The 23,153-nt window shown below is 66.3% G+C and carries 30 protein-coding genes; 14 read left to right on the top strand and 16 right to left on the bottom strand.

The genetic code is table 11. From position 1 onward, the window contains the following. Positions 1–12: 12 nt before the first annotated feature. Positions 13–291 carry an acylphosphatase gene (locus LPA46_RS09495; protein ID WP_230892313.1) on the bottom strand — a complete coding sequence of 93 codons (279 nt, stop codon included), beginning with the start codon at positions 289–291 and terminating at the stop codon, positions 13–15. A gap of 41 nt (positions 292–332) precedes the next feature. Beyond that, complete coding sequence (locus LPA46_RS09490; protein WP_230892312.1) at positions 333–1,223, bottom strand: DNA-3-methyladenine glycosylase family protein; 891 nt, start codon at positions 1,221–1,223, stop codon at positions 333–335. A gap of 88 nt (positions 1,224–1,311) precedes the next feature. Between LPA46_RS09490 and LPA46_RS09485 the strand changes: the two genes are divergently transcribed. Beyond that, complete coding sequence (locus LPA46_RS09485; protein WP_230892311.1) at positions 1,312–1,701, top strand: DUF555 domain-containing protein; 390 nt, start codon at positions 1,312–1,314, stop codon at positions 1,699–1,701. A 51-nt stretch (positions 1,702–1,752) separates the two neighbouring features. Here LPA46_RS09485 and LPA46_RS09480 read toward each other — a convergent pair whose 3' ends face one another. Further along, complete coding sequence (locus tag LPA46_RS09480; RefSeq protein WP_230888884.1) at positions 1,753–1,992, bottom strand: UPF0058 family protein; 240 nt, start codon at positions 1,990–1,992, stop codon at positions 1,753–1,755. A gap of 136 nt (positions 1,993–2,128) precedes the next feature. Here LPA46_RS09480 and LPA46_RS09475 point away from each other — a divergent pair, with 136 nt between their 5' ends. Then, positions 2,129–2,527, top strand: a complete 399-nt coding sequence (locus LPA46_RS09475) for a translation initiation factor IF-2 subunit beta (protein WP_230888883.1) — start codon at positions 2,129–2,131, stop codon at positions 2,525–2,527. Position 2,528: 1 nt separating this feature from the next. Here LPA46_RS09475 and LPA46_RS09470 read toward each other — a convergent pair whose 3' ends face one another. The 6 genes from LPA46_RS09470 to LPA46_RS09445 all read right to left on the bottom strand — a co-directional run bounded on the left by LPA46_RS09470 (position 2,529) and on the right by LPA46_RS09445 (position 6,490). Then, a complete protein-coding gene (locus LPA46_RS09470; protein ID WP_059057016.1) occupies positions 2,529–2,711 on the bottom strand; it encodes a DUF7836 family putative zinc-binding protein in 183 nt (60 codons plus the stop codon). Positions 2,712–2,760: 49 nt separating this feature from the next. After that, positions 2,761–3,153, bottom strand: coding sequence for a DUF2267 domain-containing protein (locus LPA46_RS09465; RefSeq protein WP_230888882.1), 393 nt, complete (start codon positions 3,151–3,153; stop codon positions 2,761–2,763). 87 nt (positions 3,154–3,240) lie between these two features. Next, complete coding sequence (locus tag LPA46_RS09460) at positions 3,241–5,253, bottom strand: DUF7282 domain-containing protein (RefSeq protein WP_230892310.1); 2,013 nt, start codon at positions 5,251–5,253, stop codon at positions 3,241–3,243. A 226-nt stretch (positions 5,254–5,479) separates the two neighbouring features. Beyond that, on the bottom strand, positions 5,480–5,782 hold the full coding sequence (locus LPA46_RS09455; protein WP_230888880.1) for a hypothetical protein: 303 nt from the start codon (positions 5,780–5,782) through the stop codon (positions 5,480–5,482). 73 nt (positions 5,783–5,855) lie between these two features. Beyond that, complete coding sequence (locus tag LPA46_RS09450) at positions 5,856–6,131, bottom strand: ArsR/SmtB family transcription factor (protein WP_059057013.1); 276 nt, start codon at positions 6,129–6,131, stop codon at positions 5,856–5,858. 74 nt (positions 6,132–6,205) lie between these two features. After that, on the bottom strand, positions 6,206–6,490 hold the full coding sequence (locus LPA46_RS09445) for a DUF357 domain-containing protein (protein ID WP_230888879.1): 285 nt from the start codon (positions 6,488–6,490) through the stop codon (positions 6,206–6,208). Positions 6,491–6,603: 113 nt separating this feature from the next. On the opposite strand from LPA46_RS09445, the gene LPA46_RS09440 reads away from it, so the two are divergent. The 3 genes from LPA46_RS09440 (at position 6,604) to LPA46_RS09430 (ending at position 8,811) form a co-directional block, all read left to right on the top strand. Beyond that, a complete protein-coding gene (locus LPA46_RS09440) occupies positions 6,604–7,926 on the top strand; it encodes an FAD-dependent oxidoreductase (protein WP_230892309.1) in 1,323 nt (440 codons plus the stop codon). Between the two features lie 81 nt (positions 7,927–8,007). After that, entirely contained in the window at positions 8,008–8,292 is a 285-nt protein-coding gene (locus LPA46_RS09435; protein ID WP_230888875.1) for a DUF7545 family protein, read from the top strand. A gap of 84 nt (positions 8,293–8,376) precedes the next feature. Beyond that, complete coding sequence (locus LPA46_RS09430) at positions 8,377–8,811, top strand: universal stress protein (RefSeq protein WP_230892308.1); 435 nt, start codon at positions 8,377–8,379, stop codon at positions 8,809–8,811. Between the two features lie 38 nt (positions 8,812–8,849). Here LPA46_RS09430 and LPA46_RS09425 read toward each other — a convergent pair whose 3' ends face one another. From LPA46_RS09425 to LPA46_RS09415, 3 genes are all read right to left on the bottom strand, one after another. Beyond that, entirely contained in the window at positions 8,850–9,050 is a 201-nt protein-coding gene (locus LPA46_RS09425) for a hypothetical protein (RefSeq protein ID WP_230892307.1), read from the bottom strand. Positions 9,051–9,098: 48 nt separating this feature from the next. After that, complete coding sequence (locus tag LPA46_RS09420) at positions 9,099–9,758, bottom strand: 2,5-diamino-6-(ribosylamino)-4(3H)-pyrimidinone 5'-phosphate reductase (RefSeq protein ID WP_230892306.1); 660 nt, start codon at positions 9,756–9,758, stop codon at positions 9,099–9,101. A 75-nt stretch (positions 9,759–9,833) separates the two neighbouring features. Continuing rightward, a complete protein-coding gene (locus LPA46_RS09415) occupies positions 9,834–10,379 on the bottom strand; it encodes a DUF6149 family protein (protein WP_230892305.1) in 546 nt (181 codons plus the stop codon). 117 nt (positions 10,380–10,496) lie between these two features. Here LPA46_RS09415 and LPA46_RS09410 point away from each other — a divergent pair, with 117 nt between their 5' ends. The 5 genes from LPA46_RS09410 (at position 10,497) to LPA46_RS09390 (ending at position 17,690) form a co-directional block, all read left to right on the top strand. Continuing rightward, positions 10,497–11,765, top strand: a complete 1,269-nt coding sequence (locus LPA46_RS09410) for a Single-stranded DNA binding protein (RefSeq protein ID WP_230892304.1) — start codon at positions 10,497–10,499, stop codon at positions 11,763–11,765. Then, entirely contained in the window at positions 11,762–13,396 is a 1,635-nt protein-coding gene (locus tag LPA46_RS09405; RefSeq protein ID WP_230892303.1) for an RPA family protein, read from the top strand. Before LPA46_RS09410 ends, LPA46_RS09405 begins: the two co-directional genes overlap by 4 nt. Continuing rightward, positions 13,397–14,155 carry a metallophosphoesterase gene (locus tag LPA46_RS09400; RefSeq protein ID WP_230892302.1) on the top strand — a complete coding sequence of 253 codons (759 nt, stop codon included), beginning with the start codon at positions 13,397–13,399 and terminating at the stop codon, positions 14,153–14,155. Between the two features lie 48 nt (positions 14,156–14,203). Continuing rightward, positions 14,204–14,755: a type 1 glutamine amidotransferase domain-containing protein gene (locus tag LPA46_RS09395; protein ID WP_230892301.1), complete on the top strand. Its 552-nt coding sequence runs from the start codon at positions 14,204–14,206 to the stop codon at positions 14,753–14,755. Positions 14,756–14,861: 106 nt separating this feature from the next. Next, positions 14,862–17,690, top strand: coding sequence for a DEAD/DEAH box helicase (locus LPA46_RS09390; protein WP_230892300.1), 2,829 nt, complete (start codon positions 14,862–14,864; stop codon positions 17,688–17,690). Here the strand turns inward: LPA46_RS09390 and LPA46_RS09385 are convergent, their stop codons facing one another. Together LPA46_RS09385 and LPA46_RS09380 are read right to left on the bottom strand one after the other, a co-directional pair. Continuing rightward, the gene (locus LPA46_RS09385) at positions 17,691–18,281 is read right to left on the bottom strand and encodes a response regulator (RefSeq protein ID WP_230892299.1); all 591 of its coding nucleotides are present in this window, start codon (positions 18,279–18,281) and stop codon (positions 17,691–17,693) included. An 88-nt stretch (positions 18,282–18,369) separates the two neighbouring features. Further along, positions 18,370–19,431 carry a sensor histidine kinase gene (locus LPA46_RS09380; RefSeq protein WP_230892298.1) on the bottom strand — a complete coding sequence of 354 codons (1,062 nt, stop codon included), beginning with the start codon at positions 19,429–19,431 and terminating at the stop codon, positions 18,370–18,372. A gap of 100 nt (positions 19,432–19,531) precedes the next feature. On the opposite strand from LPA46_RS09380, the gene LPA46_RS09375 reads away from it, so the two are divergent. Then, on the top strand, positions 19,532–20,089 hold the full coding sequence (locus LPA46_RS09375) for a GNAT family N-acetyltransferase (RefSeq protein ID WP_230892297.1): 558 nt from the start codon (positions 19,532–19,534) through the stop codon (positions 20,087–20,089). Here the strand turns inward: LPA46_RS09375 and LPA46_RS09370 are convergent. Then, positions 20,086–20,742 carry an HAD family hydrolase gene (locus LPA46_RS09370; RefSeq protein WP_230892296.1) on the bottom strand — a complete coding sequence of 219 codons (657 nt, stop codon included), beginning with the start codon at positions 20,740–20,742 and terminating at the stop codon, positions 20,086–20,088. The two genes, LPA46_RS09375 and LPA46_RS09370, sit on opposite strands and share 4 nt — an antisense overlap. Positions 20,743–20,849: 107 nt before the next feature. On the opposite strand from LPA46_RS09370, the gene LPA46_RS18825 reads away from it, so the two are divergent. After that, positions 20,850–20,984: a DUF7128 family protein gene (locus LPA46_RS18825; protein WP_269069850.1), complete on the top strand. Its 135-nt coding sequence runs from the start codon at positions 20,850–20,852 to the stop codon at positions 20,982–20,984. Positions 20,985–21,002: 18 nt separating this feature from the next. Here the strand turns inward: LPA46_RS18825 and LPA46_RS09365 are convergent, their stop codons facing one another. Next, on the bottom strand, positions 21,003–21,440 hold the full coding sequence (locus LPA46_RS09365; protein WP_230892295.1) for a DUF5796 family protein: 438 nt from the start codon (positions 21,438–21,440) through the stop codon (positions 21,003–21,005). Between the two features lie 240 nt (positions 21,441–21,680). On the opposite strand from LPA46_RS09365, the gene LPA46_RS09360 reads away from it, so the two are divergent. Both LPA46_RS09360 and LPA46_RS09355 read left to right on the top strand, forming a co-directional pair. Continuing rightward, positions 21,681–22,535, top strand: a complete 855-nt coding sequence (locus tag LPA46_RS09360) for a shikimate kinase (RefSeq protein ID WP_230892294.1) — start codon at positions 21,681–21,683, stop codon at positions 22,533–22,535. Then, positions 22,469–22,798 carry a chorismate mutase gene (locus tag LPA46_RS09355; RefSeq protein WP_442908227.1) on the top strand — a complete coding sequence of 110 codons (330 nt, stop codon included), beginning with the start codon at positions 22,469–22,471 and terminating at the stop codon, positions 22,796–22,798. Before LPA46_RS09360 ends, LPA46_RS09355 begins: the two co-directional genes overlap by 67 nt. The last annotated feature ends 355 nt before the right edge of the window (positions 22,799–23,153 follow it).

Here is a 23,153-nt window from a genome sequence, read left to right as displayed (position 1 = left end):
TCCGCGTCCGCGTCAGCGCCGAATCTCGAAGCCGTCGAGGCCCTCGGGGTCGTCGTATTCGGCTTCGACGTCGTCGACGCGTGCTGCGGGACTGCCCTCGTGGCACCACTCCACCATCGCGCCGACGTCGTCCGCAGGTCCCTCGAAGACGGCTTCGACGCGGCCGTCCCGTAGGTTCCGCACCCAGCCGTCGACGCCGCGTTCGCGGGCCTGCTCGCGCGTGTTCGCCCGAAAGTAGACGCCCTGCACCTTCCCGGAGACCAGCACGCGTGCGCGAGTCCACTCGCTCATGTAGTGGGGTGGGACGGCAATCGCCAAAAAGTTACGCGCGCCTACTCGTCGCCGCCCGACCGGAGATAGTGGAAGAGGTACGTCTGCGTGTAGCCGGCGTACGGGCCCAGTTGCTCTCGAATCGCGCGGGAGGTGTCGGCGTAGTTGCCGCGGTCGCAGTCCGGGTAGTGCTCCTCGATGGCCGAGCGAATCCACGTGTCCAGTGGGACGGCTTCGAGGTAGCCCAGCGAGAACAACAGCACGCAGTCCGCGACCTTGTCGCCGACGCCGACGAAGTCCGTGAGTTGCTCGCGAGCAAGTTCGTACGCGCGGCCCTGCACGTCGCGCTGAGTGAGTTCGCCCGTCGCGACCATCTCGGCGGTGCGCTGGACGTACGGCGCGCGGTAGCCGAGTTTCAGCTCCCGGAGGTCCTCCTCGGTGGCGGCCGCAAGCGCCTCTGGTTCGGGGAATGCGTAGACGGTCTCGCCGTCGTACTCGATTGGTTCGCCGTAGTGTTCGCGGAGGGATTCCTGCATCGCGAATATCCGTTCGACGCGCATCTGCGCCGAGCAGATGAACGAAATCAGGCAGCCGAAGAACGGGTCGCGGACGATGCGGAGGCCGTCGTAGGCGTCCCACGCGGCCGTCGTGAGGTCGTCGTCGGTCGCGGCAGCGCGAATCTCCTGGAGGTCGTCGTTCAAACCGAGGAGTTTGCGCACGAGCGGGTCCGCGTCCGTCGTAGACTGCCACTCGACTGCGGTGTCGGTCTGGCGGACTTCGACGACGTCACCGTCGACGACCGTGCGGTACCACGCGCTCCCGCCGGACGCACCGTCGGTCTCGTAGGTGGTTCCATCGGGCCGCCACCAGAGGTACGTCTGGCCGCTCTCCAGGGTCGCTTGGACGTCGACCGCGCCCGCAATCTCGTCGGTCGGAATGGCGCCGCGCTCCATCTCGGGCGGGCTTGGCGGCGCTGGGGGAAGACGAGTTCGATTCCGGGCCAAAGTTCTTCTACGTTGCGTGTGAACGTTCCACGTAGCCATGGATTGTAGGGTGGTCGTCGAGGCCGCAGTCCCCGTCTACGACGTCGAGACCCCCGACGAAGCGGTGCGCATCGCCATCTCGAAGACTGGCGAGCTGCTGAATCCCGACCTCAACTACGTCGAAATCAGCATGGGCGAGCGGACGTGCCCGCACTGCGGGGACGACCTCGACCCCGCGTTCGTCGCTGCCGACGAGAGCCTCGTCGCGCTCGAATTGGAGATGAGCGTGTTCAATGTCGAACGGGAAGAACACGCCTCCCGCATCGCCCGGAAGGAGATCGGCCAGCGCCTCGAGAACATTCCGCTGGAAGTGCTGTCCGTCGAGGAGGAAGTCAGCGAGGAGGAGACAGAGAGCGGGGAGTCCGAAGGCGCGGCGGACGGGGCGTAACGCTGTCGCTAGGGAGGTAGTGGGTGTAAGGAGACGTCGCGTGTCGCTACGTTAGTCGGCTTGGGCGGGGACGGCTTCCTGTTCCTCAGGTTCGTCCATCGCCGAAGTGATGCCGCCCGCGAGCGCGAAAACAGCCGCTTTGTGGTCAGTCTTCGATTTGTGAATCGATGTCGGTCGTACGCCGAGATCCTCGTACTCGTCAAGGGAAATCTCGTCGGACTCGCACTCCTCGTAGTAGTTCCCGACCTCTGCGAGGAGGCCGTGGAGGTGGATGAGCTCCTGCTTCTTCATGGCAGCCAATTCTAACGGTCACGGGGTTATAGTATTATCCTGAGAGCTGTTACCACGGGGCTCGGCCGAACGGGCCAAAATCGGGGTGACCCGGGCTTTTGAAAGGCTTTTGTGCGGGCCGCTACTTCGTTGGGGTATGGATTACGAGGAGCAACTCGACCGCGCGATGCAGGAGAAGCCCGACGTCGCGGGCAGCGAGAGCCGGTTCGAGGTTCCCGAGCCGAACGTCCGCGAGGAAGGCAACGTCACGGTGTACGAGAACTTCCAGGACACGCTGGACCGACTCGGCCGCGAGCAGGACCACGTGCTGAAGTTCATCCAGAACGAGCTCGGGACGAGCGCCCAAATCGACGAGAACGGGCGCGCCCGATTCACCGGTGGATTCCGTCAGCGCCGCGTCGAGGACGTCCTCGACGAGTACGTCGACACGTACGTCACGTGCCCCGAGTGCGGGCTTCCGGACACCAATCTCGAAATCGAGGACGACACCGAACGCCTCCACTGCGAAGCGTGTGGCGCTCGGACGGTCGTCTAAGTTACTGGAGCCGCTTTAGATTCTCGAGATCGCGGTCGGTTCGCATGAACTCCGCCGTCCGCCGCGTGGCGTGACAGTTCGGACAGCTGAAGTTCTCGTCGTGGGTGGGCAACTCGCTCGGCGTGCTCTCCCACTGCTTTTGACATTCAGGACAGACCAACTGCACGTACGCCTCGTGCGCCATGCTCACCAGTGGAACGGCTGCCGGGAAAAAGGTTGAGGCCCCGTCTCGCTCAGTAGTACTCGTCGGTGCCGACGAGGTCGAAGAGGTCGTCGTACTCCGCGGGGAGCTGGGCGGTGACGTCCTGGAGTTCGCTCTCGGGCACCGTCTCGTCGACGACGTCCATCACGACCTGCGCGTAGAACGCGGCGTCGGCGTAGTCGGCGTTCGCGCGCTCGGCGACCCGCTGGACGAAGTCGTCGTAGTCGAATATCTGGCCGGAGTCAGCCTGGTGGAGGAAAATGTCGATTTCCATCGGGAGCGGGCCAGCGAGGTCGGACGCTTCGCCCGGCTGCAGCCGTTCACCGAGCGTGGTGAGGACGGCGCGGGTGACTCGGATTGCTTCGCCACGGGAGGCCAGTTCGGCACGGTTCTGGACCGCACCGACGAACTCGTCGTGCTTCATGAACGTGTGAACGTAGACAGGCCCCTGAAAAATGGCTGGTGGCCGTTTCGCTCGCGCTCGCCGGGCCGAATCCCGGTGCCGAGCGCGTTACTGCTGGCGAACAGCCAGCAGCGCGGCTCCGAGGAGCGCGACGAGCGCGATGCCGATGCCGAAGCCGGGGACGCTCCCGCCGGATTCGCCGTCGGTCGTGTCGCCAGCCTCGGTGGGCTCCATCATTTCAGTCGTCTCCATCGTCTCGGTGGTCGTCGTCATCGCGGGCGCGTCCACCGTCGCGGAACTCATCACGGGCGCGCCGTTGGCGACGTACGGGCCGTCAGCGCTGCCCTCGGACTCGACGAAGTCGTAGGTCTCGTCGCCGTCAGAGTCTGCGTGCGCCATCGCGAACACCGTCGTCTCGCCGTTGAGTTCGCTGTCCAGCATCACTTCGACGTTCTCGTGGGTGCCGGGCGCGAGATACTCGGAGGTGCCGCGGACGCTGTCGAAGACCGCGCCGTCGGCGAGGGTGCCGTCGTGAATCGTCACGAACCCGCCGTTCGCGAGCGTCACCGAGTCAACGACGACCGTCGACCCGTCGCTCTCCTGGTCGCTGATGGTCGTGACTGCGTTCACGGACGCGTGGGCGGTGTCGACGACGGCGCCGCCGTTCGCGGTGAACGGCCCGTCGTCGCTACCCTCGGAGGTGACGAAGTCGTACGACTGGTCACCGTCGGAGTCCATATGTGGCATCGCGACGACTGTCTGGGACTCGTTGATTGGGTCGTGGAGGGTGACTTCGACGTCATCGTGGTGGCCGGCTTCGAGGTACGTCGACGTCCCCGCGACGCTGGCGAGCGTCTCGCCGGCGAACAGGGAGGCATCGTGAATCGTCACGAAGCCGGGTTCGCTGAGGTCGACGGAGTCCACGACGACCGTGTGACCGTCGGACTGCTGGTGGTCGACGCTGACGGACGCGGAGACGGTCGCGGACGCAGTGTCGAGGACCGCGCTACCGTCAGCCGTGTACGGGCCGTCCTCGCCACCCTCGGACTCCTCGAACGTGTACGCTTCGTCGCCGTTCGTGTCCATGTGCGCCATCGGCACGAGCGTCCCGTCCTCGGTGTACGGGTCGTCGAGGCTCACGCGGACGTTCTGGTGGAGGCCCGGTTCGAGGTACGTGGAGGTGCCGCGGATGCTGTCGAAGACCGCACCCTCAGTGACGCTGCCGTCGTGGACGGTGACGAACCCGCCGTCGGGCAGGAACACCGAATCGACAGTCGCAGCGTGACCGCCAGTGGTCTGGTTCATCGCGGAAACGGACGCCGTGTTCGACTGCGTGACCATCGCGGTGTCGAGGACGGCTTCCCCGTTCATGTCGGTGAACGGCCCGTCGGCGCTGCCCTCGGAGGTGACGAAGTCGTAGGTCTCGTCACCGTCGGAGTCGACGTGCGGCATCGGAATCACCGTCTCGTTGCCGACCGACTCGTCGAGTTCGACGCGGACGTTCTCGTGGACGCCCGCGGAGAGGTACGCGGAGTGTCCGACGACGCTACCGAGCGCATCGCCGTCGAGGAGGCTATCGTTGTGGACGGCGACGAAGCCGGGTTCGGCCAATTCAACGCGGTCAACGACGACGGAATTGCCGTCGGTCGGCTGGTCGCTCATCGACACGGTCGCAGACGCGGTGACGTTCGCCGCGGCGACGACGGCGCCGCCGTCAGCCGTGTACGGGCCATCGACGGCCGCGTTCCCGGAGACGAACTCGTAGACGCGGTCGCCGTCGGTATCCATGTGCGGCATCGCGACGAGCGTGTCGTCCTCGCTGAGCGGCTCGTCCAGGTGGACGGTGACGTTGTCGTGCGTGCCGGGTTCGAGGTATGCCGACGACCCGACGACGCTGGCGAGCGTCTCGCCTTCCTGCACGCTGCTGTCGTGAATTGTCACGAACCCGCCGTCCGGTAGCGTGGCGCTGTCGACGGTGACCGTGTGGCCACCGGAAGTCTGTGCGTCGAATGTGACGCTCGCAGCTGCCTGCTGGTCGGCCGTCGCTGCCGCGGGTGCGACGGCGAACAGCGAGCCAACGACGACGGCTGTGAGCACGAGTGCTTGGATGCGTTCCCGCATACCCCAGGCGACACCCGGTACTTGAAAGAAGATTTCCCGAATTCAGGCCCAATTTCGACCGAAAACCCGCCAAATTGCGGCCCTAGGGAGTTCTAGCGCCGATATCATAGTATTGTCAAAAGGGGCGGGTTAGGGGTTCGGGCGTGGTGGCTGCGGCTTGGCTAGTCGTCGTGAGCGAGTCGAAGAAACGAGTTCAGTGTCAGGTCAGCGCCGAGCCAGTATCGGGTCAGTCCCACGTCACCCACAGCAGGAACACGATGGCGGCAGTTTCGAGCAGCCGCAACGCCATCATCGCGGTCGCGGAGATCGACGGGAGACCGCTGAACCACGCGGTCAGCGCGTCGTGCATCACGAAGTAGTAGAGCCCGAGGGCGTTCTCCCCGAGCAACAGCAGGCCGAACACGAGCAGGCCGAGCGTGTGTTTCGACTGTATCTGCCGATAGTTGCGAACCCACACGCTGCAGAGCGCGAGCAGTGCGACGACGTTGAGTGCCATCGCCGCTCGCGTCACGTCCGCCCAGACTGTCATCTACACCACCGTTGGCAGGAGCGGTAGTTATACGCTTTCCCAAATTCGGCCGGTATTCCCCTAGAATCGTGCATCATTCGACCTCCTCGATGATTTCCTCGATGGTGTCCCAGTTGTCGCGTGCCGCGTCCGTCGGCAGGTACACCGCGCCGTAGTCGTCGCCGCTGGACTGCACGATGTCGTTCTCGACGAGCACGTCGAGGTGGTGCCGGACCGTCTTGTAGTCGAGGTCCAGGTCCTCCGCGAGCTGGTTCGCGTTTCTCGGCCGGTCGGCGAGCGCCCGCAACAGGCGGACGCGGTTCGGTCCGCCGCGCGTCCCCGTCAACACGTACCAGAGCGCGGCCTCCATCGACTACTTCGAGAGGATGCAGTACCGTAAAACTACCCGACCCCGCGCCGCGCGCCGGTTCCGGCCGCGAACGCTCACACAGTGAACAGGTGGCCGGTCTCGGGCACGTCGAACAGGCCGATGCGGGCGCCCGCGTCCAGCCACGCGTGCCCGTAGGAGAACGCCGCGAGCGCGTTCACGGGGTCGTCGTGGTCGCGGAAGTGACGGCCGTCGTCGAGGTACGACTGCGCCATCTCCTCGTACTCTGCGGCGGCCTCCCCCAGCGGTGTGTCCGCGGGGGGAACGGCTTCGGCTTCCGCGAGCGCTTCGGCCAGCAGGCCCTCGTAGCGATCCATCTTCTCGTGGAGGTCGGCGGGCATACCCGAGTGTGGGGCGACGCGGGGCGTAAGCGCTTGGGTAGCCGGCCTCCGATGTGCCGGCACACTTCCCGGCCAACACAACGTACAAACACCGCGGTCACCGACTAGGACGTATGACCGACGAGCCCCGAGTGGAAATCTACACGAAGACAGACTGCTCGTACTGCGAGAAGGCCAAGGACCTCTTCGACGCGAAGGGCGTCGACTACGTGACGTACAACGTCACGGGCGACGAGGAGCTGTTCGCGGAGATGAAAGAGCGCGCGAACGGTCGCGAGACCGCCCCCGAGGTGTTCATCGACGACGAACTCATCGGCGGCTGGGACGACACCCACGAACTCGACCAAAGCGGCGAACTCGACGAGAAACTCGGCATCGCCGACGATAGCGACGACGACGTCGTCGAGCACCGCAAGCTCATCATCACCGGAACGGGCATCGCGGCGCTCACGGCAGCCATCTACGCGGCGCGCTCGAACAACGACCCGCTGCTGTTCGAGGGCGACGAACCCGGCGGCCAGCTCACGCTCACGACCGAAGTCGAGAACTATCCGGGCTTCCCGGAGGGCATCTCGGGTCCGGACCTCATCAACAACATGAAAGAGCAGGCTAAGCGCTTCGGCTCGGAACTGGAACACGGCGTCGTCGAGAACGTCGACGACTCCCAGCGGCCGTTCCGCGTCGAACTGTCGAACGGCGACGTCTACACCGCCGACGCCGTCATCGCGGCCTCCGGTGCGAGCGCCCGGACGCTCGGCATCCCCGGCGAGGACGAACTCATGGGATACGGCGTCTCGACGTGTGCGACCTGCGACGGTGCGTTCTTCAAGGGCGAGGACATGGTCGTCGTCGGCGGCGGCGACGCGGCGGCCGAGGAAGCGAGCTTCCTCACGAAATTCGCGGACACCGTCTACCTGGTCCACCGCCGCGAGGAACTTCGCGCGGAGGACTACTGGCAGGAACGCATCGAGGAGCACGTCGAAAACGGCGACATGGAAGTGCTGTGGAACACGGAAGCCGTCGAGGTCAACGGCACCCCCGAGGCCGGCGTCGAAGACGTGACGCTCGTGCGCCATCCCGAAGGCCACCCGACGGCGAAGCTCGACGACGACGAGACCGAGCAGTTCTCGCTGTCGGTCGGCGCCTTCTTCGTCGCCATCGGCCACACCCCGAACACGGACTACCTTGAAGATACGGGCGTCGAACTCGACGACGAGGGCTACATCGTCACCCACGGCGGCAAGGGCGGCGGCCAGACGCTCACCGACGTCGAAGGCATCTTCGGCGCCGGCGACGTCGTCGACTACCACTACCAGCAGGCAGTCACCGCGGCGGGCATGGGCTGCAAGGCCGCGCTCGACGCCGACGAGTACCTCGAAAGTGAAGTGAGCGCGACCGCCGCCGAAGGCACCGAGGCCGCGCCCGCGGACGACTGAAGCCGGCGTGGTCGGGGGCGCGAGCCGGCGGCTCGGTCCCGTAACCACACTCATTTTAGTCGCGGCCCCGTCCGTGCGAGCATGGACGAAGCCACGTTCACCATCGAGGACCCGGACGGCGACACAAACGAGGTCACGATTCCCGCGCGACTCGTGGAAATCTTCAGCGAGGAGGACGACGAGAGCGAGGCACAGGTCGTCGGCGACATCGCGCTGATGGCGTTCGCGCAGCGCGCTCACGCCCTCGTCCACCACGGTCAGGGCGAACCCACCGAAGAACTGCAGAACGTCGAGGAAGCCGTCCTCGACAACTTCGAAGAGCGCTTCGGGCAGACGTACGCGGAAGCGACCGGCCACCAGCACTAACTCGTTTTCGACGGGCTGTAGCGGTCCGCGCGTGCAGCCCACTTCGGGGAAGCGTATTTGTTCGCCGTCCGAGACTAGCCGCGGGTGTACTCGACGATTCTCGTTCCAACGGACGGCAGTGAAGGAGCGTCGGAGGCGATTCGCGTCGGCCTCGCCTTAGCCGAGCGGTTCGACGCCGAGGTGCACGCGCTGTTCGTCGTCGACGAACGGTTCGTCGCGACGGAGTTCGACCTCGTCGTCGAGGAAGCGCACGCGGAGGCCGAGCGCGCGCTCGACCGCGCCGGCCGGCAGGGTGAGGACGCCGACGTCACCGTAGAGAAGCACCTCCGAACCGGTCTCCCGCACGAGGAGATTCTGGACGCCGCAGGCGACTACGACGCGGACCTCGTGGTGATGGGCAAGCACGGCCGCAGCGGCCTCGACCGGTTCCTCAACGTCGGGAGCGTCACCGAGCGTGTAGTCCGGCGAGCGGAGGTACAGGTCACGACAGTTCCCGTCTCGCAGGAAGCCAGCGAATAGCGGTCTGGGAAGCCTCGTCGTTCACGGCGAGGAGGGCGTCACTCGGCGACGAGCAGACCGAGGAGACCGAGCACTACGCTGGCGTACGCGAGCGGCTCTAGTCCGCCGAGGAGGCCGCCGACGAGCGTGAGCTGGATGGCGAACAGCAGTATCTTCGTTCCAGTTATCGACGGCGCTCCGCCGTTGCGTTTCGCTCGCCGCACGCGGGCGAGCGCTCCGGAGTCGTCAGAATCACTCATGGTCGGAAGTTCGAACGGCGCCGAATAGTAACTGCCGGACGCCTCGGCCTAACAGTCGTATTCGAGGAGAACACCGTCGTCGATGCGTTCGACGCCGGTCAGGTCGAGTTCCGGGAAGTCGCGCACGAAACCGTCGCCGTCGGCGAGCGTCGGGGCGTCCCGGCCGCCGATAATCTTGGGCGCGACGAACACCGAGAGGTCGTCGACGAGGTCGTCGGCGAACAGCGAGAAGATGAGTTCGCCGCCGCCCTCAACCATCAGATCCTCGACGCCGTGGGCTTCCAGTTGGTCGAGCGCTGCGGGGAGTTCGACCCGACTCTCGCCGGCGACGACGACAGTAGCGCCAGCGTCCTCGAGTGTCTGGCGGTGCTCGCGGGGTTCCTCTTCGGCGACGAGGACGTACGTCTCGGCAGCACCGTCGAGCACGCGGGCGTCGGGCGGCGTACGGGCGTGCGAATCCGCGACGACGCGAGCGGGCTGGGGGGAGTCGCCGCGCTGGTCGCGTTCGGCGACTAGGTCAGAGTCGTCGACGGTCAGCGAGGGGTTGTCCGCGAGCACGGTGCCGACGCCGACCATTACGGCGTCGACGCTCGCGCGCAGTTCGTCCACGCGCCGGAAGTCGGCCTCGCCGCTGATGGCGACCTGCTCGCGGCGGCGCGTTGAGAGCTTGCCGTCCGCGCTCATCGCGGCGTTGACGACGACGTGCATACCCGGGGTAGGCGGTGGCCGCGGGAAACCCGTTTCGCTACTCGCCAGCGCTGCCATTCGGTGGTGCTGTCGGGCTCACTTGCCGGCGAAGTCGACGCCCTCGGGCATCCGCACGTCGACGTGTTCGGCGGGGACGTAGACGTCGTCGGCCAGTCCGGATTCGGCGAACGGGAATTCACTATCGTCGAGTGCGTCCGGTGTCTCCGGCGCGTACGGGAGACCGTATTCGGGCGCGAACTCGCCTAATGGGTCCTCGATTTTGCAGTCGTGGCGCTCGAAGAATCTGCGGTAGCGGTCGAAATGAGGCTGTATTTCGCCGGGTGGGAACTCCATCAGTTCCGCCCACCCGTGCTCGTGGAAGTCCAGCGTCGCCTGAATGTGTGTGACTTCGCGGGCCTGTGCCTCCGGGTAGCCCTCGGCGAGCGCGCGCTCGTAGACGTCCACGCTGGCATCGAAAAGCGCCCGCAGGTGGGGTTCCCGTGCCTCGCCGTCCCGGGCGGACTGCTCGACGAAGAACGCGGTGTGGTAGTCGACGATGCGCTTGCGGACGAGTTGGCGGACGCCGGGAACCCCGAGGCCGACGTGCGCGACGTAGTTCTTCCACGTCTGGTAGAGCCGCACGAGCGTCGGGTCGGCCGGGAATCGGGTAGGTTTTCGGGCCGAATTCGACCTGCTTCGCGCGCGTTCGCGCGCCACGCGAGGAACCCTTTTACGGCAGGCAGCCCGAAGTACGGACGCATGAACATCGACGATCACGCCGAGGAGCTCGCCTCCGACCTCGGTGTAGACAAAGCGGAGGTCAAAGAGAACCTGCAGAACCTCGTGGAGTACAGCGTTCCCGTGGAGGAGGCCAAGCGTAGCCTCCGTCGGAAATTCGGCGACGACTCGGGCAGCGGCTCCAGCGGCCCGACCGCAGAAAACATCGTGGACATTAGCCCCGACTCGGGCAGCGTCACCGTGACGGCGAAAGTCCTGACGGCCGGCAAGCGCTCGATTCGCTACCAGGGCGACGACCACGTCATCGGCGAGGGTGAACTCGCCGACGAGACCGGGAAAATCTCGTACACTGCGTGGGAGGACTTCGGTCTCGAACCCGGCGACACTGTCACCATCGGGAACGCCAGCGTCCGCGAGTACGAGGGTGAACCCGAGCTCAACTTCGGGGAGTCTTCCACCGTGAGCAAGGCCGAGGACATCGACGTGCCCTACGACGTGGGCGGCGACCGCGACCTCGCCGACCTCGCGCCGGGCGACCGCGGCCGGAACGTCGAAGTCCGCGTGACTGAAGTCGAGACCCGGACCATCGACGGTCGAGACGGCGAAACGGAGATTCTGAGTGGCGTTCTTGGCGACGAGAGCGCGCGACTCCCGTTCACCGACTGGGACCCCCACGCAGAAATCGAGGAGGGCGCGTCCGTCCGCCTCGAAGACGTCTACGTCCGCGAGTTCCGCGGCGTCCCCTCCGTGAACGTCTCAGAGTTCTCGACGGTCACGGCGCTCGACGAACCCGTCGAAGTGGGCGGCCCGACTCGGATGGCGATTCGGGAGGCCGTCGACCGCGGCGGCGCGTACGACGTCGAACTCGTCGGGAACGTCATCGAGGTTCGGGACGGCTCCGGGCTCATCCAGCGTTGTCCCGAGTGCGGCCGCGTCGTCCAGAAGGGGCAGTGCCGCCAGCACGGCGACGTGGAGGGAGAGGACGACCTGCGCGTGAAGGCGATTCTCGACGACGGCACGGACACCGTTACGGTGATTCTCGACCGCGAACTCACCGAGGAGGTGTACGGCGGCGACATCGAGGACGCACGCCAACAGGCCCGCGACGCGATGGATCAGACCGTCGTCGCGGACACCATCGCCGAGAAGCTCGTCGGCTCCGAGTACACGGTTCGCGGCCACCTCTCGGTGGATGATTACGGCGCGAACCTCGAAACGCTGGAGTTCCGGGAGTCCGCCGACGACCCGGCCGAGCGTGCGCAGGCCTTCCTCCAGGAGGTGGAAGCATGAGTTCCTCCGAGGACGAGGAGGTCAACCGCCGCGAGGTCGCCTACCGACTGTTCGCCGCGGAATTCGACGACGCGAACTACTCGTACGCCGAGAGCGACGAGGAACGCGCCCCGAACTACGTCGTGACGCCGACCGGCGCGCGCGTCAACCGCGTGTTCGTCGTGGGCGTGCTCACCGAAGTCGAGCAGGTCAGCGACGACGTGGTGCGCGCACGGGTTGTCGACCCGACGGGCGCGTTCGTCGTCTACGCTGGGCAGTACCAGCCCGAGGCGCTGGCTGCTCTCGAATCCGCAGACACGCCGTCGTTCGTCGCGGTGACGGGGAAGGCCCGGACCTTCCAGCCGGAGGACGCGGACGTCATCTACACGTCCATCCGCCCGGAGGAAGTGAGCGAGGTCGACGCGGAGACCCGCGACCGCTGGGTCGTCTCGACGGCCGAGCAGACCGTCGACCGCGTAGCGACGATGGCAGCCGCCCATGAGCGCGTCGAGCGTGGTGAGAACCTCCGCGAGATTCTGGAAGCCGCGGGCGTCCAGCACGGGCTCGCGGCGGGCATCCCGTTGGCGCTTGACCACTACGGTACGACGCCAGCGTACCTCGACGCAATTCGCACGCTCTCCCTGGACGCGGCGCGCGTGGTCGCCGGCGAGCGCGACGAAGTCGGCGACCTCACGCTCTCTCCGAGCGACGAGGGCGACGCCGACCTGCGCTTCGCAGCCGACCTCGATATCGACAGTGAATCGGCCGACGTGGACGAGAAGGAAGCCGAGACGACTGAAACTGAATCCGCCGAACCCACGGAATCCGAAGCCGCCGAGAGCGACGAATCGTCCGAATCGGGGACGGTAGACGCGGACTTCGGCGAGGGCGACGAGGAGACGGAAGTCGAGACTGCGCCCGCGGTCAGCGAGACCGAGGAAGCACCCGAGACGGAAGCCGAATCCGAGTCGGCTGCCGAACCGGAAGGCGAGGAGAACGTCGAAGCGAGCGAATCGGAGGCAAAGCCGGAGTCGGAACCGGCGTCGGAACCGACGTCGGCGACCGGTCCAGCCGCCGAGACGCCCGAGCCCGACGAAGTCGCTGCGGAAGCCGCGCCCGAGGAGGGCGACGCAGCCGCGGACGGTGAGATGTACGAACTCTCCGAGGAGGAGCGCGAGGAAGTCAAGGAGAACTACGACGTCGGCTTCTCGACGGGGAGTGAAGTTCCGGACGCCGGCGAGTCAGACATCGACGTCCCGGAATCCGACGAGGAAGTCGGCGAGGACGAAGCAACCGAGGAAGCCGCCGACGAGGACGACCTCGGTGACTTCGACGCTGACGACGAGGCGTTCGACGACTCCCAAGACGAGGGCGCTGACGACCTCGACGACTTCACCGAGGACGAGTACGACGAGCCTGAGTCCGACAGCGAGGACTCCGAAGCTGGCGAGATGGACCTCGACCTCGAAGACTACGTCGTGGAGCTGATGGACGAACTCGACGACGGCGACGGCGCGCTCCGCGAGAACGTCGTCTCGACGGCGGCCGACGAGCGGGACGCCGACGAGGGCGAAATCGAGGATGCAATCCAGGAGGCGCTGATGAGCGGGCGCTGCTATGAGTCCGGCGACGACCACCTGAAAGCCATCTAGATGGCGCTGGTGGAGCCGGTTCTCGGCGAACCCGCCGCGGTCGCCGACATCGGTAGTCGCGACGGGAATGCGACTAGCGAGCGCGCGCTGGTCGTTGCGGACTACCACGCGGGCATCGAGCGTTCGTTGCGCCGCGAAGGGCTGGAAGTCCAGAGTCGCGCCGAGCAGCGCCGCGAGCGCGTGCTCGACCTCGTGAGCGAGACGCGGCCAGACCGCATCATCTTCCTCGGCGACCTCGGACACGCCATCGGCACGCCGGAGGGGGCCGAACACGACGAACTCGAAGCGTTGCTCGACGCGCTCGACGTCCCAGTGACGCTGGTCGTGGGGAACCACGACGGCGGACTCGCCGACGAGTTCGACCTCGACGCGACACCCCCAGAGGGTGCGCGCTTCGGTGACGTTGGATTCGCGCACGGCCACACGTGGCCCGCGCCCGAAGTGCTGGAAGCGGAGACAGTCTGTGTCGGCCACGAACACCCGACGGTCCGGTTGGAGGACGAGGTCGGCGGGACGCGCGTCGAGCGCGCATGGCTACGCGGACCGCTGGATGCAGCGCCGTTCGAGGAGTACCACGGTGCTGACCTGGACGTGCACGGGGACCTCGCCGTGTTCCCGGCATTCAACGACCTCTCCGGCGGGACATGGGTGAACGTCGAGGGCCAAGAGTTCCTCGCGCCGTTCCTCCCGGAGGCGTGCCCGGACGCCGAACTATACTTGCTGGACGGGACGCGTCTCGGCCGCTATCGCGACGTCTGAGCGGCCGTAGAATTTTTGCCGAACCGCGAGTCTAGATTCAACTGAGCCATGAAGGGGCTCGTACTCGTGACCGACGGCTTCGAGGACAGCGAGTTCAGCTATCCCTTCTACCGCCTCCGCGAGTCGGGGTGGGACGTCGACGTCGCCACGCCCGACGGCGACAGCGTGACCGGCGAGCACGGCTACGAGTTCGACGGGGACGTCGCCATCGACGAGGAGTCGCCGTCGTGGTTCGCCGAAGAGTACGACCTGCTGGTGGTGCCGGGCGGCGACTCCCCGGAAGCGCTCCGCACGGAGGCGCCGGCGGCCGCGGACGTCGTCGCGGCGTTCGACGACCGCGAGAAGCCCATCGCCGCCATCTGCCACGGCGCGCAACTCCTGATTAGCGCCGGTATTCTGGCGGGGCGGCGCGCGACCGGCTACTGGTCGCTGGAGGTCGATGTGGAGAACGCGGGCGCGGAGTACGTTGACGAGCCAGTGGTCGTCGACGAGAACCTCGTGACCTCCCGCGTGCCCGACGACCTGCCGGCGTTCATGGACGCGACGCTGCGCCTCGTGGAGGCCGACCCCGAGGCGGAGCCCGCGGCTGCGCGCGTGTAAGACTCGCCCGCTAGCCACCGATATTTTCTGTCGTTCGCGCCGCCCACAGCGGCAGCGACTTCGCCCGGCAACGTGCTTATTCGGGTTGCGGCCCTACGTTTGGAAGATGAGTGAGACGCGGGGGATGGACGCGTTCTCCCACCTCGGCAGCGAGGTCCGGGCGGCGCTCTCCGAGCGGGGGTTCACGACGCCGACGGAGCCACAGCGCCGCGCGATTCCCGCGCTCGCGGACGGCCGGAACGGGCTCGTCGTCGCGCCGACCGGCACCGGGAAGACGGAGACGGCGATGCTCCCAGTCCTCAATAGCATCGTCGAGGAGGGCGCGCCCGAGGGATTCGCAGCGCTGTACGTGACGCCGCTACGCGCGCTGAACCGCGACATGCGCGAGCGCCTCGACTGGTGGGGGGAGACGCTCGGTCTCGACGTGGACGTCCGACACGGCGATACGACGCAGTACCAGCGCGGGAAGCAGGCCGACGACCCGCCGGACGTGCTCGTGACGACCCCCGAGACGCTGCAGGCGATGCTCACGGGAGAGAAGCTCCGGAACGGCCTCGCGGACGTGCGCCACGTCGTCGTCGACGAGGTGCACGAACTCGCGGGCGCGAAGCGCGGCGCACAGCTCTCGATTGGGATGGAACGCCTCGTGGAACTCGCGGGCGACTTTCAGCGCATCGGGCTGTCGGCGACCGTCGGCGACCCCAGCGAAGTCGGCGCGTTCCTAACTGGCGGTCGCGGCTGCGAGATTATCGAAGTCGACGTCACGTCGAAAGTCGAGTTCTCGGTGCACGAACCCGAAATCGCCGACAGCGACGAACGGTTGAGCAACGAGTTGATGACGTCACCGTCGATGGCGAGCCACGTGCGCGCCATCCGGGAAATCGTCGACGAGCACGACTCCACGCTAATCTTCGTGAACACGCGCCAGACCGCAGAGGCGCTGGGCTCGCGATTCAAGGAATTGGACGCCAACATCGGCGTCCATCACGGCTCCCTGTCGAAGGAAGCCCGTATCGAGGTCGAGGACCAGTTCAAGGCCGGCGAACTTGACGGCCTGCTCTGCACGTCCTCGATGGAACTCGGCATCGACGTGGGCCGCATCGACCACGTCGTCCAGTACTCCTCGCCACGAGAGGTCGCACGTCTGCTCCAGCGCGTCGGACGCGCCGGTCACCGCCGCGACGAGGTCAGCCATGGCACTGTCATCACGGGCAGTCCGGACGACACGTTCGAGGCGCTGGCCATCGCACGACGCGCTGGCGAGGGCGACGTGGAGACAATGCAGATTCACCACGGCAGCCTCGACACGGTCGCGAACCAAATCGTCGGCGTGGTGATGGACTTCGGGGAGACGAGCGCGCGCCACGCCTACCAGATGGTGACGCGGGCGTACCCGTTCCACGGCCTCGCCGAGGAGACGTTCCGCGAGGTGGCGATGGAACTGCACAAAAACCGCGTCGTCTACGTGGACGAGGACGACGACACTATCTCGAAGTCCGGCGGGACGTGGCAGTACTACTACGCGAACCTCTCGATGATTCCCGACGAGGAGACGTACGCCGTCTACGACATGGCCGGGGGCCGGCAGGTCGGGACGCTGGACGAGCGCTTCGTCGTGAACTTCGCGGAACCCGGCGCGACGTTCGTCCAGCGGGGGGAGATGTGGCGAATCACGAACATCGACGAGGAAGAAGAAGAGGTCAACGTCTCCCCCATCGAGGACCCCGCTGGAGAGGTCCCGTCGTGGACGGGCCAGGAGATTCCCGTGCCATACGAGGTCGCCCAGGAGGTTGGGGAGATGCGCGAAGTCGCGGCCGACCAGTTCGACGCTGGCGCGACCCGTGACGGGGTGGCGCGGGAATTCACGGCGCGCTACCCGACCGACGAGTACACCGCGGGCGAGGCGCTCGAACAGGTCGAGTACCACGTCGACAGCGGGAACGCGATGCCGAGCGACGACCGCATCGTCGTCGAGCAAGAGGGCCAGACTATCGTCGTGAACGCGGCGCTCGGCCACGAAGCGAACGAGACTGTGGGCCGGTTGTTGTCGGCCTTACTCGGCCAGCGCACCGGCTCTTCGGTGGGACTGGACGTCGGCCCGTACCGCATCGAGTTGGACGTGCCCGCACGAATCAGCGCGAACGACGTCGTGGACCTGCTGCACGAGACGGACCCCGAGCACGTCGAGCCGCTGCTGGAGTTGAGCCTCAAGCAGTCCGAGACGCTGAAATTCACGCTCGCGCAGGTCGCCGCGAAGTTCGGCGCGCTCAAACGCTGGAAGGGACGAGACGGCGTCGGTCTGTCGCGGCTGCTGGGCGCGCTCGAAGACACGCCCGTCTACGACGAGGCCGTCCGAGAGGTGTTTCACACGGACCTCGACGTCGAACGCACCAGCGAGGTCCTCGACGCGATTCAGTCGGGTGACCTGGAGGTCGCCATCGAGGGCGAACGAACGGCTATCGGCGTCGGCGGCCGCTCGTCGGGGTCGGAACTCCTCACGCCCGAAAACGCGGACGCCAGCGTCGTCCAGGCGGTTAGGGACCGCATCCAGGACGACCGCGTGAAACTGTTCTGCACGCACTGCCAGGACTGGGAGCACGAGACGAAAGTCCGGCGCGTCAGCGACCAGCCCGAGTGTCCGCACTGTGGGTCGACGCGCGTCGCTGCGCTGTCGCCGTGGGCCGACGACGCGGTCAAGGCGGTGCGCGTCGACGACAAGGACGACGAACAGCGCGACCGCACGGAGCGCGTCTTCCGGAACGCGAGCATCGTCCAGAGCCACGGCAAGAAAGCGATTATCGCGCTGTCCGCGCGCGGCGTCGGCCCGCGCAACGCCGCCCGCGTCATCAACCGCCACCGCGAGGACGAGGCCGACTTCTACCGGGACATCCTCGAACGCGAACGGGAGTATGCCCGTACGAAGGCGTTCTGGTAGTCAGAGGTCGCGGAACGCGGCTTCGAGGTCGTCGTCGTCCATCTCGCCGACGACGTCGTCGAGATCGCTGTCGAGTTCGTCGCGGCGCTCAACGAGCTGCTGGTAGGTATCGCTGTCTTCCAGTTGGGACGCGCGCTTCTCGTCTTCGAGCGCCGCGATCTTCCGGGAGACGGCGAAGAACTGGCGGGATTGGTCGCCGAACGACGATAGCCCGAGGAGGTTCTCGACGGTGTCACGAATCTCTCCTTGGTCGACGGGTTTGGTGAGGTACGTGTCGAAGGGCATCTCCGCGATGTCGAAGTCGGGGTCGACGGCGGTCACCATCGCCACCCGGCAGTCGAGGCCGCGCCCGCGGAGGCGGTCCAGTACTTCGTCGCCGGAGAGGTCCGGCATGTGGCGGTCGAGGAGGACGACGTCGACGTCCTCGTCGGCTGCGTCGAGGGCTTGCTCCCCGTTCGTCGCGGTTCGGACCTCGTACTCGTCGGGGAGCCAGAGCGCGTACGCCTCCGCGACGTTCGCCTCGTCGTCCACGACGAGCACGACCGGCGCGTCGTGGTCGAGGCTCCCGTCTGCGGCGCTTTCAGTAGACATCACTCGCCACCTGATTTGGTTCGACGGTACTTGGATGTAGTGGCACGCCGGAGAAGCACCGCCTCAAGGGTGTCAGGCGTCCGAACAGTCATTCGGTATCGCCGTTCTCGCTCCGGCGAACGCCCGAGAACTCGAAGCGCGCACCGCCCGCTTCGCTGTCGGTCACGCCCACTTTCCAGCCGTGGGCATCTGCGATGCTCTCGACGATGTTCAGCCCGAACCCGGTGCCGCCGTCGTCGGTCGTGAACCCGTAGTCGAAGACGTCCGCACGGTCGGATTCGGGGATGCCAGGGCCGTCGTCGGCGACGTAGAAACCGTCACCGGCACTCAGCGGGCCGACTTCGACGGTGACGTCGTCCCCAGCGTGTCGTACAGCGTTGCCGAGGAGGTTCTCGAACAGCGACAGCAGGCGCTCGCGGTCGGCCCGCACGACGCCAACCTCTTCGACCCGTAGCGTCGCCGCCGAGCCGCCGACGGTCTGCCACGCTTCCTCGGCGACGGTAGCGGGCGAGACCGGTTCGGGCTCTCCGACGGTATGGCCTTGTTTCGTGAGCGTGAGCACGTCCTCGATGAGGTCGCCCATGCGCTGGTGGATGTGTTCGAGTTCGTCGAGGTACTCCGTCGGGTCGTCGGCGTTCTTCGCCAGCGCCACCTGCGCACGCGCCGTGTTCAGTGGGTCCCGGAGGTCGTGGCTGAGGATGCCCGCGAACCGCTCCAGTTGCTCGTTCTGCCGTTCGAGCTTGCGCTCGCGCTCCACGCGGTCTGTGATGTCGCGCATGATGCCGGAGAACACGCGCTTGCCCTCGTACTGGTGTTCCTCGAACGTGATCGAGAGCTGGACCTCGTGGCCGTCCTTATGCTCGCCCGGGAGTTCGATGCCATTCCAATCGAGCGTGCGCTCGCCCGTTTCGATATACTCCGCGATGGCAGCGTGGTGGGTACCCTGGAAGCGCTCGGGCATCACCGTCGTGAGCGGCTCGCCGACGAGTTCCGCGGGCTCGTAGCCGAACACGCGCTCGACCGAGCGGTTCGCGAACAGGATCGTGCTGTCCGCGTCGATGCTGATGATGGCGTCCGAGCCGTGCTCAACGAGCGTCCGGAAGAACGACTCGTCCTCGACGACCCCCGCTGGTTCGATGTCCGTGCTCATCGCAGTTACGGAAGTATGAACGGCGACCATTCGGATTACTCTGACGCCGACCCGAGCACACACCGCAACGCGTTCCAACTGTGAGCACCGAGCCACGCGCATGAGCGAGGACACGCGCTACTTGCTATGGCCGAACGGCCTGCGACCGCCGGACGTCGACGTGCCGGACGGGTACGCGCTCCGAACGAGCAAATTAGCCGGACGGGACCGGGAAGCCATCGAGGAGTTGCTCGAAACGGGCGGCTGGGACGTTGGTGTCGAAGCGTTCCGCGACCGCGTGCTACCGAACGGCTCGTTCGTCGCCGTCGAGCGCGCGACGAACGCCGTCGTCGGGACGTGTTCGGCCGTCCACAATCCGAATGCGGGCGACCACCGCTTTCCGTTCGGCGGCGCGCTGGCGTATCTCGTTGTCGACCCCGCGCACCGGCGCGAGGGGCTGGGACGCGCGCTCGCCGCTGCGGCCACTCGTCGGCTGCTGGACGCGGGCTACGATAGCGTGCGCGTCGGCGTCGAACCAGACCGTTATCCGGCGCTCGCGCTCTATCTGAACGCTGGCTACGCGCCCTGCATCATCGACGAGAACGACGTCGGTCGGTGGCGCGACGTCTTCGACCACCTCGGGCTGCCGTTCGACCCCGAGCGCTGCCTGCGGCCCTAGTCGCGGTCGAGCGCCGCGAGCACGCGGTCCCGGAGATCGAGGCCGTCCGCCGCGAGTTCGTCTGCGGGTGAGAGGTCCATGTCGTCGTTGACGGACGTATCGAGCGCAATCACGTGCGCGCCGGCGCGAGCAGCCGACTCGACACCGTTCCCGGAATCCTCGACCACCACACAGTCCTTAATATCGACGTCGAGTTCGTCGGCGGCCGCCTCGTATATATCCGGCTCGGGCTTACCCGGAACGTCGAGGTCGGCGGCGTTGACGACCTCGTCGAAGCGCCCGTGGAGGTCGAACGTGTCGAAGGCCATCTCTATCCAGTGTGGGAACGACGACGTGCAGACCGCCGTCGGCACGCCGCGCTCGTCGAGTTCGTCCAAGAGGTCGTGGAATCCGTCGAGCAGATCGCACTTCTCCGTGTAGACGGTTTCCGCACGCTCGTCGTAGAGCTCGAAGTACTCCGCTTTCGATATCTCGGGGTCGTAGTTGGCCGCGAGCCAGTCGTACTGGTCGTAGACGTTCGCACCGAGGACGTCCTCTGGTCCGACCTCGTCGCCGACACCGGCTTCGTCGAGAATGCCCTCGACTTCCTCGGCCCAGTACCGCTCTGAGTCGACGATGACCCCGTCCATGTCGAAGATGACAGCGCTGGCCACACCGCGGATTCGACGCGAGGGGACGTATGCCTACTGGCGAACCACCCAGTGTCGGAGGGTGTCTGGTCGGGGCAACGGTTTTTAACTCGGGCGACGGAGACTCACGCATGGTCGAGGAGACTGAGCGCGACGGCATGCTCTGGTACCGCTGCGAAGAGTGCGGGTTGATGTTCGACGACCAGGGGGACGCCGAACAGCACGAACAGAACTGTGACGCCGAAGACCCCTCCTACCTCCAATAACGGGCGGTCAGAGCGCGTTCACTCCTCTGACTCTGCTGCGAACAGCTCGAACGAGCGCTCGCCGAGCTCGTCCTCCTCGAAGACGAACACGCGACCACGCGCCTCCTCTGGGTCGGCTTCGACTTCCGTCGCGTAGCCGTCCGCGCGTACGGTCACGCCCGGGAACAGTTCTTCTTCCTCGCCGGGGTCGAGCAGGACGCGGCCGACGCCCGTCGATTCGAGAATCTCGTCGTGCGTCTTCAGGTCGTTCACGTAGACGAGGACACCCTCCGTCTCCGTCGGGTCCGTGACGAGGACGTGGACGTCCTTGCCCGGCCGGCACCGCACTGTCCCGTGGACTTTCTCCGGGACGCCGTTGTAGAACGTACGGCGGCCGTCCGTGTACTCGACGTAGACGCCCTCCTCTTCGAGGTCGACGCCGAGGGTGCTCGGCGCGATGTCGTTGCGGGCGCTCATGTCCGTGGATTACGGATGGGAGAGGAAAAGCCCGCCGTTTGCGTGGTGCGCCAGCGGCGCACCACGTCGAAGCGAACGGTGAATGGAGTGAACCGTGAGCAGCGTGGTCTCCCGCTGGTTGAGCACGCTGCTCGCGGCTCCCTTTGGTCGCCGCTCGCCATAACGTGGCCTCGCTTCGCTCGGGCACGCTCTCCTTGCCCGAAACGCCAGTCGTAAATACGGGCCGTGGCAGGACAACACATGGACGGCCGTGCAGCAGCGCCAGCCGCGGGCACCGTGTTGAACGCGCTCGCGACGGGCATCGGGTCGGCGTTCGCGCTCGACTTCGACGTGACAGCCGAGGTGTCGCTGGACGCGGCCGCCGACGGCGTCACCGGCAGCATCGCCGACCACCCGGACGCCGACACCGAGCTCGTGGAACGCTGCGTGTCGCTGGTGACCGACCAGTACGGGCACGGCGAGGGCGGTACCGTCCACACGGACAGCGAGGTGCCGCTGGCGTCCGGCCTGAAGAGTTCGAGCGCGGCCGCGAACGCGACCGTGCTCGCGACGCTGGACGCGCTCGGCGAGATTGGAAGTGTCTCCCGCGAGAAGGCGGCACGCCTCGGCGTCGAAGCCGCTCGCGACGTCGGTGTCACCGTCACGGGCGCGTTCGACGACGCATCGGCGAGCATGCTCGGCGGGCTCACGATGACGGACAACCGCGAGGACGACCTGCTGTTCCGCGAGGAAGTCGAGTGGGCGGCGCTCGTGTGGACGCCGCCCGAGCAGTCCTTCTCCGCGGACGCGGACGTCGAGCGGTGCCAGCGCATCGCGCCGATGGCCGAACACGTCGCGGACCTCGCCGTCGACGGCGAGTACGGCACCGCGATGACGATTAACGGGCTGGCGTTCGCGGCGGCGCTCGGCCACCCGACCGAGCCAATCGTGGACGCCCTCCCGCACGCCGACGGGGCGTCCCTCTCGGGCACCGGCCCGAGCTACGTCGCCGTCGGTGACCACGACGCACTCACGGAGGTGAAACCACTATGGGACGAGAACCCGGGGACAGTCCGGCTGACGACGACACAGTTGGACGGGGCCCGGACGATATGAGTCTAGAGGAACTGCGCGAAGAAATCGAATCAATCGACCGCGAAATCGTCGACCTCATCGCGCGACGCACGTACGTCGCCGAAACCATCGCGGAGGTCAAAGACGAACGCGGCATGGCGACCACCGACGAGAGCCAAGAGCAAGCGGTGATGGACCGCGCCGGCCGGAACGCCGAAGCGTTCGGCGTCGACCCGAACCTCGTGAAGGCCATCTTCCGACTGCTCATCGAGTTGAACAAAGTGGAGCAACGGAGCAATCGGTAGCCGAATTTCGGCGCCTTAGGACGTATACTCCACCTCATTAAGAGAAATCGTCTTCCGGCAGTTGCTCTTCCGTCCCGGACTCGATGAGTAGCCGGAAGATTCGGTATTGGTCTACTACACAGGCTACGACTACCGTTACGAGCAACCCGAATTCAGTATCGATGACCGACTCTCGCTAAGTACAGCCATCAGGCCTGACGGAACATATTTTGAAAGAACGCGTCCGATAGTGTCATAACACAACTACACTATCTTAGCAATATTTATGTGTATAGCATAAGGTCCCCAACATATGTTTCATAGGACGTGGATGACCCTGAGGCAAGGGGGAGCCTTTGCCATATGGGGATTCGGA

The sequence above is a fragment of the Halobacterium sp. KA-6 genome (assembly GCF_021029015.1).
In the GTDB taxonomy this organism is placed as follows: Archaea; Halobacteriota; Halobacteria; order Halobacteriales; family Halobacteriaceae; genus Halobacterium.
The sequence above is the reverse complement of the archived record's forward strand: the minus strand, read 5'-3'. Positions and strand labels throughout refer to the sequence as shown.